The following is a 16,852-nucleotide window of genomic DNA, read 5'->3' as shown; positions in this document are numbered from 1 at the left end:
CAACATCACTAGCAGATAAAGAGAATAGTATGGAATTGCAAACCGTCATTGAACAGGCCTTCGAGCGCCGTGCCGACATAACTCCGGCTAACGTTGACAACGCAACACGCGACGCGGTTAACCTGGTTATCAATAAAATCGACAGCGGCGAACTGCGCGTTGCCGAGAAGATTGACGGCGAGTGGGTGACCCATCAATGGTTGAAAAAGGCGGTACTGCTCTCTTTCCGCATCAATGATAATGAAGTGATGGAAGGCGCGGAAAACCGTTTCTACGACAAAGTACCCATGAAATTTGCCGACTATGACGAAGCGCGCTTCAAACGTGAAGGCTTTCGCGTAGTACCTCCCGCCGCCGTGCGCAAAGGTTCGTTCATTGCGCGCAACGTGGTTCTGATGCCGTCATATGTGAATATCGGCGCCTACGTGGATGAAGGCACTATGGTTGATACCTGGGCTACAGTGGGTTCATGTGCGCAAATCGGTAAAAACGTGCATCTTTCTGGCGGCGTAGGCATCGGCGGCGTGCTGGAACCACTGCAGGCCAACCCGACCATCATCGGCGACAACTGCTTCATCGGCGCGCGTTCAGAAATTGTCGAAGGCGTAATTGTTGAAGACGGCTGTGTGATTTCCATGGGCGTTTACATCGGCCAGAGTACCAAAATTTATGACCGCGAAACGGGTGAAATCCATTACGGTCGCGTTCCCGCAGGTTCAGTGGTAGTTTCAGGCAATCTGCCGTCAAAAGATGGCAAATATAGCCTGTACTGTGCAGTGATCGTTAAAAAGGTTGATGCCAAAACGTTAGGCAAAACCGGCCTTAATGAGTTATTACGCTCTATCGACTAAACTAGAGAGGCGGGTTTATTAACCCGCTTTTTTTAAGGTGTTTTCGGCGTTTTGGTGTAAACGATAAGTTTAAACAATAAAAGGAAGGTGCCGCATGTATGACAATCTGAAAGGCTTGGGGATCACTAATCCTGATGACGTGGATCGCTACAGTCTGCGTCAAGAAGCAAATAACGACATTCTCAAGATTTACTTCCGTAAAGACAAAGGTGAGTTTTTTGCCAAAAGCGTAAAATTCAAATACCCGCGTCAGCGCAAAACCATCGCCGCAGACAATGCCGGACAAGGTTATAAAGAGATTAACGAGATTAGCCCCAATCTCCGCTATGTCATCGACGAGCTGGACCAAATCTGCCAGCGCGAACAAATTGAAGTCGATCTTAAGCGCAAAATTCTCGATGACCTGCGTCACCTGGAATCTGTTGTTGCCAACAAGATTTCCGAGATTGAATCTGACCTCGAAAAACTGACCAGCGGGCGATAAATATTTTCTTTGGTACTCTTGAATGAAGACTCAAAGATTCCGAGGGGCAGGAAGGCGATAACTCACTGACCCTCAGTAACTGACACACGATTCAGTTACTGGGGGGCACGAGGGCAGACAAGCTCGAAAGATGATCAAGATTAGACGATTTGCGTCGCCCATTTCTCAACCCATGGCAGTGCTACCAATTCTGGCTCTGGGTGTTCAATCGCATCGATCTCCAGCATTTCGCCCATGCGATTTGCCCCCTGCTCTTGCAGCATGTCATCCATCTTATGACCGCCGCCACAGAAGAAATCATAGCTGCTGTCGCCGAGCGCAATCAGGCCATAACGCAGCTCGGGCTGATAGCCAATCTTGTCGCGAATTGCCTCATACAAAGGTGCAATACTGTCGGGTAAATCGGCCTGACCAGTGGTTGAGGTAACGATTAACACGTAATGATGGCGATAATATTGCCAGGCTTCCAACGTGCCTTCTTCAAACACTTTAACCTGATGCCCCTGCTTCTTGAGCAGTGTTTCGGCTTCTTCCGCCACCAACAACGCATTCCCGTAAACGGTACCTACAAAAATACCAATCTCAGCCATACCGATTTCTCCCTTAATTGAATCCTGAATTGTTAACTATCCTGACCCGCCTGCTCAGGAAACTCAACCCTTTCCAACTCGCTCGCGCAGCCTAGCCAGTCAAAGCGTGTTACTAACTGCTGCCAGCGGCTGTCCCACGGCGCAGTGATCGTCAATGGTTCGCCGGTAATCGGATGATCCAGCTGCATACGGCTGGCATGCAGCATCAATCCCGAACAGTCAAAATGCTGTGCCATACCGCGATTCTGCTTGAGGTCACCGTGTGCCGTATCGCCGATAATTGGATGCCGCAAATGCGTCATATGACGACGCAGTTGATGCTTACGCCCGGTTTCCGGCGTTAACTCGACCAGGCTATAGCGCGCAGTTTCGTACTTGCCAATGGCTACTGGCATCTCTTTTCGAGCCAATACGCGATAATGGCTGACTGCTGGCTGGGCCGGTTTATCCTGAGTCGCAAACTTGTCGGCAATTTTGTCCTGCTCTTCAGTCAGCGCGTAATCGACCGTGCCATCTTCCATCACGTAACCCCGCACCACGGCGTGATAAACCTTGTTCATTTGGTGAAGTTCAAACTGCTGTGAAAGCAAACGCGCAACCTCGCTCGACAATGCCAGCAACAATACGCCTGAGGTCGGTTTATCAAGACGATGCACGGTAAACACGTGCTGACCAATCTGATCGCGCAGAGTTTGCATCACAAAAACGGTTTCATGCCGGTCAAGCCAACTACGATGGACCAGCATACCCGCAGGCTTGTTCACCGCGATCAAATGCTCGTCCTGATACAAAATTTCCAGCATGTCAGTCTTCTATGTTCAGTAAATCATCAAGGCGTTGCAGCTCATTATGCAGGCGAATCTGATCGGGCAGAGCCATTTCATAATAAGGAGTAATGGCAAAACGGGTCGGTAAACTCGCCTCGGCGGCCAGAATTGCGTGCATGCGCGGGATCAACACCCACTGCAACCACTGCTCGGCCGACATGGTATCTACCGAAAAAGGTTCTTTACTTTCGAATGCATCTGGCTCAGGCGGCATCGGCTGCCATAGAGACAGTTCACGCATAACTTGCTCAATATCCTGCAATATTTCGCGGACCTGGTTTTCTGTACTCATCGATCACTCTCTGCATTACATACGGGCGGGTTGGAGGGGCGCGCGTAAAAGGGGCAAAGCATAGCACTGAAGGCGCGGCTCCCCAAATTTCTGCGCGACGGGCAAAACTTTTTATTAAGCATAGCCCCCAACAATCAACTATCAGTTTTTCATACTGGTACTGCAATAAAGCTACGGGCAATATAGGCGCACTTTACATTAACCGACTTTAAAGATGCCTGCGAAACCGATAACACCTACTAAAAAACGCGCAACCCCCGTTAAAGCCATGATTGCCTCCGTCTCCGGCTATGCGATGGACGGTTTTGACCTACTTATTTTGGGCTTTATGCTACCGGCCATTGCCAGCGAACTTCACCTTGATGCTTCGCAAAGCGGATCGCTGGTAACCTGGACGCTGATAGGCGCAGTGCTCGGGGGCGTCATTTTCGGACCGATTAGCGACCGATTTGGCCGTATCCGCGTACTCACTTTTACTATTTTGATGTTCTCACTGTTCACCGGACTGTGCGCCGTGGCTCAGGGCTATTGGGATCTGCTGACCTACCGCACGCTGGCTGGCGTCGGTCTGGGAGGAGAATTTGGTATTGGCATGGCACTGATTGCCGAAGCCTGGCCAGTTGAAAAGCGCAATCGAGCCTCGGCCTATGTTGGTATGGGGTGGCAGTTGGGCGTGCTGATGGCAGCGTTCCTCACCCCGCTGCTGCTGGGCTTGATCGGCTGGCGCGGAATGTTTCTGGTTGGACTGCTTCCCGCTATGCTCTCTTTCCTGATCCGCAGAACTATGGGTGAACCTGAAGAGTTTATTAAACAATCTGCGTCAACCAGGCAAGAATCGCTGATGGCACGCCTGCGCCTGCTTTTTAAAGATAGTGAGACGACAAAATGTAGTTTAGGCATTTTGATCCTCACCTCCGTGCAAAACTTCGGTTATTACGGCCTGATGATTTGGATGCCTAGCTACCTTTCCAAAAACTTTGGTTTTTCGCTGACTAAATCTGGGTTATGGACTGCCGTGACCGTAATCGGTATGACGCTCGGAATCTAGCTGTTTGGCGTGCTCTCCGATCGCTTTGCGCGCTGGAAAATTTTCCTGATTTATCAAGTTGGCGCGGTGATAATGGTCATCGTTTACGCGCAGTTGACCGACCCAATAGTGATGCTGTTTGCCGGTGCAGTCATGGGCCTGTTTGTAAATGGCATGATTGGCGGCTACGGTGGCCTTATTTCTGACAGTTACCCAGTCAACGTGCGCGCTACGGCGCAGAACGTATTATTTAATCTAGGGCGTGGGGTCGGGGGGTTTGGTCCGTTAGTGATTGGCATGCTGGCATCAAAGGTCGCCTTCACTGCGGCAATTAGCCTGCTGGCGGCTATTTATTTACTGGATATCATTGCCACTGTTTTCCTACTGCCAAAAACGCAAGGCAAGAAAGAAGATAGTCTTGGCGCTATTGGGTAATCTCGGGGGATTAACTCGAGGAAAAATCCAAAAAGTTGGGGGTACTGTTTGGACAGTACCCCCGGTTCGTTTTATAGCAATCCAGCTACCTGTGTGCTCCCTGCTCAATCCGTGAAAACTTGTCCTATGGTTATCCTAACCAGCCATCCCTTGCAGCGTCCAACTTTCATCCTGACGTATCGTCCTAGTCATCCTGACATTCATCCTTTAGTCTTCCTGACCCACCAAACTCCTGTTTTGGCTCTCAATCTCCATCCTGGAGGTGTCCCTTGTTTCTTCCTGAAACTTCCTTGCATAATCCGATGCGATCCTGACTCTTCCTGAGTCGTCCTCTTCTTTATGAAACAGTCATCATCCTAATGCTCTGTCTCATGCCTTCCTTTCGACAAACTTAGAATCGTCGATTTTGAGGTTTGTGACAAGGCTAGCGGTATGACTTACATTATCCTTACATACCCCCCAAGAGAGCCAACATAGGTTAAGCTTATGTTTTATAGTTAATATTATAATTAACACGGAAATTATTAGCAGGAAATATAAGAGATCTCTTACAGAGTTTGTAAGAGATCTCTCACAAGGTTGTAAGCCAAATTTCCCTTAGACTTAATCAGGGAACTTGCGGGACCAGCATTGTAAGGAATTCGGACAATGATGACGAGAGGATCGTTCTTTTTTTACTGCCGAACTCTTCCAGCATGACTTCACCGGTTAAATTACTTAAAGAGAGTAGCATTAATTCCGAATCGGTAGTCGCCAGAAAAACAGTGGGTTCAAGCTTGAGACGTTTTTGCGTGAGCAAATGGCCAATTAAATTTTCCTGTAGGCGGATAAAATCATCCTCACTCCAGACCTGAACCAAGGTAAATGTATGATTAAGATAGCTGGCATGCATATCACCGGAAAACTGTGAGGTATAAAAGGCATGAGCTTCCGGACGCAGCTTCAAATCAAGCGCTCTTTCAACGTTAGCAAGTTCAGACGGCGGTGTAAAAGGCCGAGGAAGCCAAAAAACGTGATTTTCACTGCGACTAATAGTGCACGAGGACTCCACACCGAAGAGTTCTTCACTGGCAGGAGCATTGCCCGTTTTCTGCTGCCACAGGTCAACATAGCGCTGAGTAAACCCCCGCAGGGCTTCAGAAACTTCAAGGTCCATATTTTTTCTCATCTTCAGGGTCAGCAGTGCGTTAAACTAGGGTCAAACGCAATTTATTTTTTATTGTACCAATCTCTTATCAAGGTGACAGCATGTCTTCCTATCAGGATAACCCCGCTCTTTCTCAACTGACTCTCGGCAAAGCGACACCTTATCGCGATCAGTATGACGCCACTCTGCTTCAGGCAGTGCCTCGCAGCATGAACCGTGAGCCGCTTGGCTTGTATCCAGATTCATTACCTTTTCACGGCGCAGATATCTGGACGATGTACGAGCTGTCATGGCTCAACGCCAAGGGCTTGCCGCAGGTCGCCGTAGGTGAAATCAGCCTGGAAGCAGACAGCGCAAGTCTGATCGAGTCCAAGAGCTTTAAACTCTATCTCAACAGCTTTAATCAGACAAAATTTGATGACTGGGCCAGTGTTCAACGTACTTTGGAAAGCGACCTCGGCGCCTGTGCGCAGGGTAAGGTCAGTGTTGCCCTGCGCCCTTTGAGTGAGGTTGAAGGCGCGCCGATTGGCCGCCTCGCCGGGATTTGCATTGACGCACAAGATATTGAAATCACAGATTATGCCTTCAGCACCGATTATCTGCTTGATGCGACCAGTGACAAAATAGTCGACGAAACGCTGGTCAGCCATTTGCTGAAATCCAACTGCCTGATAACCCATCAACCCGATTGGGGTTCGGTGCAAATCCAGTATCGCGGGCCGGCTATCGATCGCGAAGCCCTGCTGCGTTATCTGGTGTCATTTCGAAATCATAACGAATTCCACGAGCAGTGCGTTGAGCGCATCTTTAACGACCTGCTGCATTTCTGCCAGCCAACACGCCTGGCAGTTTACGCACGATACACCCGCCGCGGCGGTCTGGATATCAATCCATGGCGGGCGAATTTCCTGTTTGAGCCTTCCAATGCGCGGCTTGTCAGGCAATAACGCCCCACTTTGTTCAAGAACTGAGCTGTCAGTCGGCGAGCAATGGTAAAAGCCTATGGACAGGTTTACTGTTAAAGAATAACAAGCACGCAAAACATCATTAACGCGGCGTTAATAAGGAGCAACTTTGATTACACATATCAGCCCACTTGGCTCAATGGATTTGTTGTCTCAGTTGGAAGTGGACATGCTCAAACGCACTGCGAGCAGCGACTTATATCGCCTCTTCCGTAATTGTTCTTTGGCTGTGCTCAACAGTGGCAGTCAGACTGACAGCAGCAAAGAGTTGCTGGACCGCTTTGAAAGCTTTGATATCAACGTATTACGTCGCGAACGTGGCGTAAAACTTGAACTGGTAAACCCGCCTGAAGAAGCGTTTGTCGACGGGCGAATTATCCGCTCGTTGCAGGCCAACCTGTTTGCGGTGTTGAGAGATATTCTGTTCGTCAACGCGCAGCTCAGCAGTGCAGGGCGTTATCAGGATCTCGACCTGACGGACTCTGTCCAGCTAACTAACCTGGTGTTCTCCATCCTGCGCAACGCCCGCACCCTGCATCTGGATGAAGACCCCAATATGGTGGTGTGCTGGGGCGGCCATTCGATTAACGAAATCGAATATCAGTATGCACGCAACGTCGGTAGCCAGTTGGGTCTGCGCGAACTGAATATCTGTACCGGATGCGGTCCTGGCGCGATGGAAGCTCCGATGAAAGGCGCCGCCGTCGGCCACGCACAGCAGCGCTATAAAAACAGCCGTTTCATCGGGATGACCGAACCGTCAATCATTGCCGCCGAGCCGCCTAACCCGCTGGTAAACGAGCTGGTGATCATGCCAGATATCGAGAAACGTCTAGAGGCCTTTGTGCGTATTGCTCATGGCATCATCATATTCCCTGGTGGCGTGGGCACAGCGGAAGAGTTGCTGTATTTGCTGGGGATTCTGATGGATCCGGCCAACAGTGATCAGGTACTGCCGCTGATCCTCACCGGTCCGAAAGAAAGCGCTGACTACTTCACCGTGCTCGACGCGTTTATCCGCGAAACGCTGGGCGACGAAGCGCAAAAGCATTACACCATTATTATTGACGATCCGACCGAGGTGGCACGGCAGCTCAAGCGCGCCATGCCGTTGGTAAAAGAAAACCGTCGTAACAGTGGCGATGCTTACAGCTTCAACTGGTCGATTCGTATCGCGCCAGATTTGCAGCTGCCGTTTGAGCCAAGCCATGAAAATATGGCTAATCTCAATCTGCATCTCAACCAGCCACCAGAGCAGCTGGCAGCCGCTTTACGCCGCGCATTTTCGGGCATTGTGGCCGGTAATGTCAAAGAAGTGGGCATTCGCGCGATTCAAAAAAACGGGCGGTTCAAGCTGCATGGCGATCCGCTGCTGATGAAGAAGATGGACAGCTTGTTACAAGGTTTTGTAGCTCAGCATCGTATGAAACTACCTGGCACGGCTTATGTGCCTTGCTATGAGATCTGTTCCTGATCTTGATGATTTTATTCTAATATTCATCCGCTTATAAAAGCGGGTGAATATATCAACAAATCCCGCACCTTCAAGCAAAAGTGAAATTGCGCGCCCTCTCGCAATTCCCCACTGCAAGCTTGCGCAAACCGACTTCCCCGATGCCATCGAACCGAAATACTGATACCCTCTCGGTATGAAAATTCACTTATTAATCATCGACGCGCTAAATCTTATCAGGCGCATTCATGCCGTACAGGGATCACCCTGCGTCATTGCCTGCCAGAACGCCGTTAATCAGCTGATTCAGCATACTCAGCCAACCCACGCGGTTGCTGTATTCGACGAGGACGATCGCCACGATAGCTGGCGACACCAGTGCCTTCCAGACTACAAGGCAGGGCGAACGCCAATGCCAGAAAACTTGTTTGCTGAAATGCCGGCATTAAAAGCCGGCTTTGAGAGTATTGGAATTGCCTGCTGGCACGCTGCGGGGCAAGAGGCGGACGATCTCGCCGCCACCCTTACTGCCAAAGTAGCTGGCGCAGGTCATCAGGTAACGATTGTTTCTACCGATAAAGGCTACTGCCAGTTGCTCGCACCCGAGGTACAAATACGTGACTACTTCCAGAAACGCTGGTTAGACATGCCGTTCGTGCAGGCAAGTTTCGGCGTACTTCCAACCCAGCTAACAGACTACTGGGGTTTGGCGGGTATCAGCAGCAGTAAAATTCCGGGCGTCGCCGGTATTGGCCCAAAAGCCGCGGAAACCTTGCTGAGTCAGCATCCGACGCTGGAAGAGCTGTATCTGCACCTGAATGAAATACCAGAAAAGTGGCAAAAGAAACTGCGTGAACATCAGGAAATGGCATTCATAAGCCGCCGCGTCGCAACGCTGCAAACTGATGTAATTTTGAAGGGAAATCTACAAGATTTACGGCTCAAAGGCTGAGCCGTAATTTAGAAACTTCAAGCACGACGAGAAACGTTCCTCAAAGTCATTGGAGATGTGGCAAGGCGGCAAGCTTGAGAATCCCGATGAGCTGACTCTGGTCAGTGATTCGGGTGAGCAAACGCCGCCAACGCCGCTGCAGATTCAAGAACGAAGAGGAACAATCCTCTAAGTCATTGGAGCTGTGGCAAGGCGGCCAGTTTGAGAATCCCGATGAGCTGACTCTGGTCAGTGATTCGGGTGAGCAAACGCCGCCAACGCCGCTGCAGCTTCAAGAACGAAGAGGAACAATCCTCTAAGTCATTGGAGCTGTGGCAAGGCGGCAAGCTTGAGATTCCCTGGGAGCTGACTCAAGTCAGTGACCGGGGTGAGCAAGCGCCGCCAACGCCGCCACAGCTTCAAGGGCGACGAGGATTTAGCGCTCGTCGCGACGGCCTGGCACCACAGGCCAAAAACGACGTACGTGAACCGTGACCTCTTCGCGGTCATGGTAAAGCTGCTTGGCAAAGATTTCCGCATTGATGTCGTTTTCTTCAAGACGCGATTTCATATGCGCGAGGATCTGTGAAACTTCCTCATAGCGCTTTTTCATCGGCAACTTCAGGTTGAAGATGGCTTCGCGGCACCAGCCGTTGACCAGCCAGTCGCCCATCAGAGCAGACACTTTGGCAGGAACTTCCACCATGTCGCAGACCAGCCAGTAAATGTTGCTACGCGTTGGTTTGTATTTGAACCCGTCTTCACGGTGATGCGTTACCTGTCCGGTCATCATCAGGCTTGGTGCCATAGGGCCGTTATCGATAGCATCAACCATCATGCTGCGCTGCACCAGCTGATAGGTCCAACCGCCCGGGCAAGCGCCGAGATCGACCGCATGCATGCCGCTGGCGAGGCGTTCTTCCCACTCATCGGCGGGAATAAACACGTGAAATGCTTCTTCAAGTTTCAGTGTCGAACGGCTTGGCGCTTCGGATGGGAATTTAAGCCGCGGGATCCCCATATAGAACGGAGAGTTGTTATTGCTGTAGGAATAACCCACGTAGCAGCATCCCGGCGCGATAAAGAATACGTGCACCACGGGGCGCATGGCGTTCTCTTTTTTACCCAGCACGCGCTGTTCACGCATGGCGGAGCGGAGCGGCACAGTAAGCTTGCGGCAGAACTTGGTCAGTTCTTTACTTTCGTTGGTATCAGGAACTTCAACGCGCAGCTCACCGCCGTTGGTAACAACCCCCTGCAACATGCCAACAATCGGCGTGACACGGTCTTCCGGCGGCAGATCTTTCAGCAATTCACCGACCACCAGCATCTGGCGGGCAAAAATCAGTTCACGAAAAGGAATGTCTTTCGCCAAACGATCGGCATCTTCCTGCTGATAGCACTCAAACAATACATAGCCGCTGCCTTCTTTCACGCGGGCAAAACCGAAAATTTCTCTTTCGGCCGCTTTGGCGGTAATTTCAGCCGCGCATTCTTTCTCAAAGCCAGAGCGGCAGTAGAGTGCAAGTTTATTATTCATGGCGTTGAGCCTTTTTTCCCAGACGCAGCGCGCCGACTAACATCAATAACCAACCAATCAGGAAGAAGGTTCCGCCGATTGGTGTAACGAAGACCCAGAATCTGAGTCCTGACAGCGCCAGACAATAGAGACTGCCGCTAAATAATACTGTACCGAGAGCCAGACACGCGCTGCTCCAGTAGAACCACAGGCTGCTACGATGCTGCATAGCAACGCCCAGTGCCAATATAGCCAGAGTGTGTACGCTCTGATAGTCCAATCCAGTGTGGATCCACGCCATTTCGGCGGCTCCCAGAGACTGGCTTAATACGTGTGCACCGAATGCACCAAATGCTACGTAGACAAAACCGCTGAGTGCGGCAAAGATTAACATTGCACGACTGGTCATCTTTATCGTTATCCTTCAACTTTCCTGATTCAGGCGCAACCAGGGCACTCCTGAATCATGAGATATCCTGATTTACGTTTGCGGCTGATCGTAGCGGAAGCGCAATTTCTCTTGTTCGCTGGCAGCACGTGCCAGGATCCACTGACGAAAGGCGGCTATTTTACCCAGTTCTGCCTGACTGTCATGACAAACCAGATAAAAAGCGTTTTTACTGATTAAAACTTCATTAAACGGACAAACCAGACGCCCGGCTTCGATCTCGGTCTGCGCCATCACATTATTCGCCAACGCCACGCCCTGCCCGTGTACTGCAGCCTGAACCACCATGGCACTGTGGCTGAAAATCGGCCCCTGTTGCACATTAATATGCTGCAACCCCAGTTGTTTGGTATAAGCCAGCCAGTCACGCCGCGAAGCGTCATGCAGCAAGGTATGTTTCGACAGGTCTTCCGGCGTCTTCAGCGCATTGTCGCCCATTAACAGTGACGGCGCACAAACCGGCAGTAAGTATTCGGCATATAAACGCTCGGTGCGTAGACCCGGCCAGTTGCCGCGACCGTGGAAAATAGCCACATCGACGTCATCCGATAATTTGTCTTCATCGCGATCAACCGCCTGGATGCGCACATCAATGCCCGGATAAGCTGAGTTAAAGCCAGCCAGCCTAGGCACCAGCCATTGAATGGCGAAGCTTGGTGGCAAACTTACCGTTAATGCGCCTTTGGCACTGCGTGCCTGAAGCTTGCGCGTTGCTTCATTCAAGGAGGAGAAAATTTCTTTTATGTCGAGGTAATAACTCTGCCCCTCTTCTGTTAACAACAGCGAGCGATTACGGCGACGGAACAGTTTTAAGCCCAAAAAGTCCTCAAGTGACTTGATCTGGTGGCTTACTGCCGCCTGAGTGACGAAAAGCTCTTCTGCCGCATTGGTAAAACTAAGGTGGCGAGCAGCGGCGTCAAACACGCGTAAGGAGTTAAGTGGAGGTAAACGTTTAGACATGAAGTGGACACTTCTCATTCAAGCCATCAGTCAAAGACTTTGGCGCAAGTTTAGTTATTAGTTTTTTTAATCCGAGACATTATAAATTGTCCATTGAGGATGTACAGGCAAAAACCTATAGTTGCGCCACTTCCAGTAGCCGGAACGAAAAGTTGAATGGTATGAGGATGCCGTGATGCTTTTGGCTTGTGGTTGTGATGTTGTGTTTGTATTGTCTGGCAATCCAGACCAGTAGCTTAAGCGCTACAAATTTTCACTTCCTGTACATTACCCTGTCTGTCCAAAGTGATTTTTTAGCACCGCATTTTGCGGTGCTTTTTTTTAACCATTTTTTGGCTGGGGGTGCCTCATCTTAAGAGAAAAGGCACCCGGAAGGAATTATTTCCCTTCAACCATCTCTTTTACTTCTGACTTATTAATCTGCTGTTTGTTACCATAGGCATCCGTGTAGCTGATCATACCGGTGTCACTGTCAGTGCTTGGTTTGCCTTCTGCCACGATGGTACGGCCATCGTTGGTGTGCATCACATAGTTGCTTGAACAAGCAGCCAGGGTACCGGCAAGTAAAACAGCTGAAACTACCGCGAAGATCTTCTTCATAATTAACTCCTGTAGATTAAGATGCTTGAATTTGCGGGGAAAACCTCGCTTAAATTCGTCAGACGTCCTATTTCAGCATAACAAGCATCTGGTAAATTTCCAGGTAACCATTCTTAAAGGTGATATAGATTTGCTTTTTCATCATAAGCAGCCATATATCCGAGTAAGTAAAACATCGGCCAGACCAGGATTTTAACACTATGACGCCTTTTGATTTCACCGCTTTCCGCCGCCAATTTCCGGCGCTGCGCGAAGATGATTCGCTCTCTCCCTGCTATCTCGATAGTGCGGCAACGGCGTTAACGCCGCAGGCAGTGATCGATTCTACGGTGAACTATTATCAAAATGCGGGTGCGACGGTGCATCGCAGCCAGCATAAAGCCGCGCAGTCATTAACTGAAGAATTCGAGCAGGCAAGACAAACAGTTGCCGATTTTATCAATGCCCCGCGTGCAGAAGATATTATCTGGACTCGTGGGACCACCGAGTCGATCAATCTGCTGGCGCAAAGCTATCTGCGCCCGCGTTTACAGCCGGGCGACGAGATTATTGTCAGTCAGGCAGAGCATCACGCCAACCTGATCCCCTGGCTGATGCTGGCCGAACAGTGTCAGGCCAAAGTCATCACTTTGCCTCTTAATGATGATTTCCTGCCGGATATCGCCGCTCTGCCTGCTTTGCTTAACCCACGCAGCCGCCTGCTGGCGATTACCCAAATGTCCAATGTCACGGGTGGTCAGCCCGATCTCGTAGCCGCGATCGCCCTCTGTCATGCCAACGGCACGCCAGTGATGGTCGATGGAGCACAAGGCATAGTGCATGGCGTCACAGACGTAAAAGCAATGGATATCGATTTTTATGCCTTCTCCGGCCATAAACTCTATGGCCCGACGGGTATTGGCGTGCTTTACGGCAAAACGGCGCTGCTTGAATCCATGCCCGCCTGGCACGGTGGTGGCAAAATGCTGACGCAAACCAGCATGCAGGCGTTTATGCCACAGCAGGTTCCTCAACGTTTCGAAGCCGGCACGCCGAATATTGCCGGAGTGCTGGGGCTAGCCGCGGCGATTAAATGGTTAAACCGCGTAGAGCGCGACGCAGCGGAGGCCTATAGTATTCAGCTTGCAGATTTTGCGGAGCAGGCATTGGGCAGCATTGAAGGTTTTCGCAGTTTCCGTAGCCGCGGGTCATCGGTGCTGGCGTTTGATATCGCAGGCATTCATCACAGTGATATTGTCGCGCTACTGGCCGAAAAAGGCGTCGCACTTCGCGCAGGGAAACACTGCGCCCAACCACTGACCGAAGCGCTGGGCGTTAGCGGAACGCTGCGCGCCTCGTTTGCTCCTTATAATACCCGGCAGGACGTTGAGCGGCTGGTGTCGAGCGTGAAGTTTGCCGTCGAGCTTTTAGCTGATTAAATGAGAGAACCTATGTTAGCCCCGCATCCTTTTGGACACCAAATCACCGAATCCTCTTTAATAGAGAAATTCTCCCATTTTCGCCTGTGGGAAGACCGTTACCGTCAGCTGGTGCAACTAGCCAAGGCGCTACCACCGCTGGAACCATCGTTGAAAATCGCCGCTATTGAACTATCTGGCTGCGAAAATCGCGTTTGGTTAGGGTTTGAAAAGTTGGACAACGACGGTATTCATTTTTACGGCGACAGCGAAGGCCGAATCGTTAAAGGCCTGCTGGCGGTATTATTAACCGCGGTGGAGGGGAAAACGGCAGAGGAAATCCTGAATCAGGATCCCTTGGCATTATTCGATACTCTGCAATTGCGCGAACAGCTGAGCAGCAGCCGCGCCAGCGGGTTGGCCGCACTTGCGCAAGGCGTGAAAACTATCGCCCGCGCCTGCTTATAAATTTTACAGACTAAACATCTTAGTCATTGTAAAACGGCCAGCCTGTGAATCTGCTGCCGCCGGTTGCCGTTAATGACTTGGGTGAACAAGTGCAGACAACGCAGCTGTAGCTTCAAGGGCGACGGGTTTAGCAGCCTCGCGCTGAGCCTTGGCCATCATCTTCTTCAATACGTGTGATACCGCAACAAAACCGAAGCTTGCCGTGACCATGGTCGCGGCACCAAATCCTGACTCGCAGTCCATGCGTTTAGGGCCTTCGGCAGTAGCGCGCGAAGCACAAACCGAGCCATCGGCCTGCGGATACATCAGCGGTTCGCTTGAGAATACGCAGTCGATACCCAGCTTGCCTTTGTTGTTCCTGGTGACGTTGAAGTCGTTCTTCAGGCGTTCACGCAGCTTCGCCGCCAAAGGATCCTGAATAGTTTTTGCCAGATCGGCGACTTCAATACGAGTTGGATCAATTTGCCCCCCTGCCCCACCAGTAGTCACCACCGGGATTTTATAACGACGGCAGTATGAAAGCAGCGCGGCTTTTGGACGCACGCTGTCAATTGCATCAATTACATAGCTGAAATTACGATTCAGCATTTCCGCGACATTATCCGGGGTAATAAAATCATCCACGCAGGTGACCTGACACTCCGGGTTAATCGCCAGAATACGCTGCGCCATTACCTCGGTCTTCGATTGACCAACATTTTCGCGCAGTGCGTGGATCTGGCGATTGGTATTGGTGACACAGACATCGTCCATATCAATCAGCGTTATTGCGCCAATTCCAGTTCGCGCCAGGGCTTCAGCCGCCCACGATCCAACGCCACCAATTCCGATCACACAAACATGCGCAGCAGAAAACAGCGCCAGGGCCTGCTGACCATATAAACGTGCAGTGCCGCCGAAACGTTGTTGATAAGCCTCAGAATATTCTGCTGCCATGTTGAGTAACCTCTCTATCTACTTACTATTAATTGTCTGCAAAAGGATTCTTGGCCCCATCAGCCGGTACCAGCTGGGACCCACCGCTCATCGGTGCCTCCTGATAAGAGGTCATCAATGGCTGGGCGGCCTGCGACGATTTTAACACCCATACGCGACCATAGTGATTATAAAATCCTGCCGGAATCGCAGCTTGAGGACCAATCCCTTGATACATATCGAAATGTTGCCCTTTAATCGCGCCACCTACGTCCAGCGCCACCATCAGGCGCAGATGGTATCTGCCGGTAAATTTGCCTTCGTTATTCAGCTCGGGTACTTCAGCCAGCAACGTGGTACCTGAAGGGATCAGGGAACGGTCTGATGCTACTGATGCCTTGGCCACCAATGGAACGCCCGCCGCGCCGCGAACAGGGGTGTAAGGCTCAGGTTTGAAGAACACGTAAGAAGGATTTTGTTCCAGCAGCTCGAGAACCTCGGCCGGGCTGTGAGTATCGGCCCAATGACGAATTGCCTGCATCGACATATCCTGACGCGCGACTTCGCCACGGTCGATAAGGATTTTACCGATACTGCGATACGCATGGCCGTTTTTGCCGCCGTAGCCGAAGAAGGTCAACGGACGACCGTCGCCGTAATCAACATAACCACTGCCCTGCACCTCCATCATGAAGTTGTCCATCAGGGAATTGGTATAGGCTACCGCGTAACGGCTGCTCAGTGCACCGGCATAGATAGAGGCGCGGTCAGGCAAACGGCCGCCGCGTGCCTTTGGCGGCATACGATAAAGCGGATACTGGAATTCGCCCTGCGGAGTATAACGGGCCTGTACCACCGGAGTGTAGTAGCCAGTGAACTGCACATTGCCGAAATTGTCGGCACCTTCCATTTGATAGGCACTAATACCGTACTGACTCAGGGTGCGAGTGTCGGCACCAGCACGAGCCCATTGCTCAATCGCACTATAGTTTGAGTTGTTACGGTTATATAAGGTTGAAGACGCGGCTTGCACTTCCAGAATCTGGTCAGCGTAATCTCTGGCATTGACGGCTTTGCCGGTCGCATTGGGCTGATTGACATACTCAAGCGCGTTATCGAGTCGCCCATCTTTATATTGCTGGCCCCGATCGGTGGGGCGGGATGAACAGCCAGCCAAAATGGCGATTACCAGCCCACTCAGCAAATACTTAGTCCAACGTCCTTTCATTAATGCACTCTCTTGCTCAGGGGGGAAAATCTTTGGTGAGAACGATAACAAAGGGGAGTAAGGAAAGGAATTGTACCCAACAAAAAAATGCTTTAACGAAAAATAGAGGGATTAACCAGCACAATGAGCAAAAAGGGAGCAATAAAACGCTTTATCTCAATCAAATACAAAAAGGGGTTGCATCATTTCTCACGGGGAGTATAGTTCGCCTCCATCGGACGCGGGGTGGAGCAGCCTGGTAGCTCGTCGGGCTCATAACCCGAAGGTCGTCGGTTCAAATCCGGCCCCCGCAACCAATTCGATGCAGTTGAAAAG

Annotated in this window: 19 protein-coding genes, 1 tRNA gene and 1 pseudogene; 11 read left to right on the top strand and 10 right to left on the bottom strand. The window is 50.9% G+C overall.

All coding sequences use genetic code 11. The features are described 5' to 3' along the window. Positions 1-29 precede the first annotated feature (29 nt). Complete coding sequence (dapD, locus tag SPM24T3_RS18580) at positions 30-851, top strand: 2,3,4,5-tetrahydropyridine-2,6-dicarboxylate N-succinyltransferase (protein ID WP_009638345.1); 822 nt, start codon at positions 30-32, stop codon at positions 849-851. A gap of 94 nt (positions 852-945) precedes the next feature. After that, positions 946-1,335: a DUF3461 family protein gene (locus SPM24T3_RS18575; protein ID WP_009638344.1), complete on the top strand. Its 390-nt coding sequence runs from the start codon at positions 946-948 to the stop codon at positions 1,333-1,335. Positions 1,336-1,475: 140 nt separating this feature from the next. Here SPM24T3_RS18575 and SPM24T3_RS18570 read toward each other — a convergent pair whose 3' ends face one another. Genes SPM24T3_RS18570 through SPM24T3_RS18560 form a run of 3 tightly spaced genes read right to left on the bottom strand, consistent with a single transcriptional unit; the run spans position 1,476 to position 3,044 of the window. Next, positions 1,476-1,925, bottom strand: coding sequence for a flavodoxin (locus tag SPM24T3_RS18570; protein WP_009638343.1), 450 nt, complete (start codon positions 1,923-1,925; stop codon positions 1,476-1,478). Between the two features lie 32 nt (positions 1,926-1,957). Beyond that, positions 1,958-2,728 (bottom strand): tRNA pseudouridine(65) synthase TruC, encoded by a 771-nt coding sequence (gene truC, locus SPM24T3_RS18565; RefSeq protein ID WP_009638342.1) that lies wholly within the window; start codon positions 2,726-2,728, stop codon positions 1,958-1,960. A 1-nt stretch (position 2,729) separates the two neighbouring features. After that, positions 2,730-3,044: a YqcC family protein gene (locus SPM24T3_RS18560; protein ID WP_009638341.1), complete on the bottom strand. Its 315-nt coding sequence runs from the start codon at positions 3,042-3,044 to the stop codon at positions 2,730-2,732. Between the two features lie 214 nt (positions 3,045-3,258). Here SPM24T3_RS18560 and SPM24T3_RS18555 point away from each other — a divergent pair. Beyond that, a pseudogene (locus SPM24T3_RS18555) lies at positions 3,259-4,506 on the top strand (MFS transporter). A 607-nt stretch (positions 4,507-5,113) separates the two neighbouring features. Here SPM24T3_RS18555 and syd read toward each other — a convergent pair. Continuing rightward, the gene (syd, locus tag SPM24T3_RS18550) at positions 5,114-5,662 is read right to left on the bottom strand and encodes a SecY-interacting protein (protein ID WP_009638340.1); all 549 of its coding nucleotides are present in this window, start codon (positions 5,660-5,662) and stop codon (positions 5,114-5,116) included. 92 nt (positions 5,663-5,754) lie between these two features. Here syd and queF point away from each other — a divergent pair, with 92 nt between their 5' ends. The 5 genes from queF (at position 5,755) to SPM24T3_RS25565 (ending at position 9,497) form a co-directional block, all read left to right on the top strand. Then, the gene (gene queF, locus SPM24T3_RS18545; protein ID WP_009638339.1) at positions 5,755-6,600 is read left to right on the top strand and encodes an NADPH-dependent 7-cyano-7-deazaguanine reductase QueF; all 846 of its coding nucleotides are present in this window, start codon (positions 5,755-5,757) and stop codon (positions 6,598-6,600) included. Positions 6,601-6,727: 127 nt separating this feature from the next. After that, positions 6,728-8,092, top strand: coding sequence for a nucleotide 5'-monophosphate nucleosidase PpnN (ppnN, locus tag SPM24T3_RS18540; protein WP_009638338.1), 1,365 nt, complete (start codon positions 6,728-6,730; stop codon positions 8,090-8,092). 175 nt (positions 8,093-8,267) lie between these two features. Beyond that, on the top strand, positions 8,268-9,023 hold the full coding sequence (gene xni / locus SPM24T3_RS18535; RefSeq protein ID WP_009638337.1) for a flap endonuclease Xni: 756 nt from the start codon (positions 8,268-8,270) through the stop codon (positions 9,021-9,023). A 49-nt stretch (positions 9,024-9,072) separates the two neighbouring features. Continuing rightward, positions 9,073-9,195, top strand: a complete 123-nt coding sequence (locus SPM24T3_RS26070) for a hypothetical protein (protein WP_255346531.1) — start codon at positions 9,073-9,075, stop codon at positions 9,193-9,195. A 68-nt stretch (positions 9,196-9,263) separates the two neighbouring features. After that, positions 9,264-9,497: a hypothetical protein gene (locus SPM24T3_RS25565; RefSeq protein WP_009638336.1), complete on the top strand. Its 234-nt coding sequence runs from the start codon at positions 9,264-9,266 to the stop codon at positions 9,495-9,497. Here SPM24T3_RS25565 and rlmM read toward each other — a convergent pair. The 4 genes from rlmM to SPM24T3_RS18515 all read right to left on the bottom strand — a co-directional run bounded on the left by rlmM (position 9,439) and on the right by SPM24T3_RS18515 (position 12,529). Next, positions 9,439-10,542: a 23S rRNA (cytidine(2498)-2'-O)-methyltransferase RlmM gene (rlmM, locus tag SPM24T3_RS18530; protein ID WP_009638334.1), complete on the bottom strand. Its 1,104-nt coding sequence runs from the start codon at positions 10,540-10,542 to the stop codon at positions 9,439-9,441. The two genes, SPM24T3_RS25565 and rlmM, sit on opposite strands and share 59 nt — an antisense overlap. Beyond that, on the bottom strand, positions 10,535-10,930 hold the full coding sequence (locus SPM24T3_RS18525) for a DUF423 domain-containing protein (RefSeq protein ID WP_009638333.1): 396 nt from the start codon (positions 10,928-10,930) through the stop codon (positions 10,535-10,537). Before SPM24T3_RS18525 ends, rlmM begins: the two co-directional genes overlap by 8 nt. Positions 10,931-11,002: 72 nt before the next feature. Beyond that, positions 11,003-11,929: a transcriptional regulator GcvA gene (locus tag SPM24T3_RS18520; RefSeq protein ID WP_009638332.1), complete on the bottom strand. Its 927-nt coding sequence runs from the start codon at positions 11,927-11,929 to the stop codon at positions 11,003-11,005. A gap of 378 nt (positions 11,930-12,307) precedes the next feature. Then, entirely contained in the window at positions 12,308-12,529 is a 222-nt protein-coding gene (locus SPM24T3_RS18515) for a YgdI/YgdR family lipoprotein (RefSeq protein WP_009638331.1), read from the bottom strand. 200 nt (positions 12,530-12,729) lie between these two features. Between SPM24T3_RS18515 and csdA the strand changes: the two genes are divergently transcribed. Then, positions 12,730-13,947: a cysteine desulfurase CsdA gene (gene csdA, locus SPM24T3_RS18510; protein WP_009638330.1), complete on the top strand. Its 1,218-nt coding sequence runs from the start codon at positions 12,730-12,732 to the stop codon at positions 13,945-13,947. Between the two features lie 12 nt (positions 13,948-13,959). Continuing rightward, positions 13,960-14,394, top strand: coding sequence for a cysteine desulfurase sulfur acceptor subunit CsdE (csdE, locus tag SPM24T3_RS18505; protein ID WP_009638329.1), 435 nt, complete (start codon positions 13,960-13,962; stop codon positions 14,392-14,394). A 69-nt stretch (positions 14,395-14,463) separates the two neighbouring features. Here csdE and tcdA read toward each other — a convergent pair whose 3' ends face one another. Both tcdA and mltA read right to left on the bottom strand, forming a co-directional pair. Then, positions 14,464-15,330, bottom strand: coding sequence for a tRNA cyclic N6-threonylcarbamoyladenosine(37) synthase TcdA (gene tcdA / locus SPM24T3_RS18500; RefSeq protein ID WP_009638328.1), 867 nt, complete (start codon positions 15,328-15,330; stop codon positions 14,464-14,466). Between the two features lie 28 nt (positions 15,331-15,358). Then, on the bottom strand, positions 15,359-16,537 hold the full coding sequence (gene mltA / locus SPM24T3_RS18495; protein ID WP_009638327.1) for a murein transglycosylase A: 1,179 nt from the start codon (positions 16,535-16,537) through the stop codon (positions 15,359-15,361). A 219-nt stretch (positions 16,538-16,756) separates the two neighbouring features. Between mltA and SPM24T3_RS18490 the strand changes: the two genes are divergently transcribed. Further along, positions 16,757-16,833: transfer RNA gene (locus SPM24T3_RS18490), tRNA-Met, on the top strand. Positions 16,834-16,852: the final 19 nt, after the last annotated feature.

This window comes from Serratia sp. M24T3, from assembly GCF_000257645.1.
Classification (GTDB): domain Bacteria; phylum Pseudomonadota; class Gammaproteobacteria; order Enterobacterales; family Enterobacteriaceae; genus Rouxiella.
This window is presented reverse-complemented; position numbering and strand designations above follow the sequence as displayed.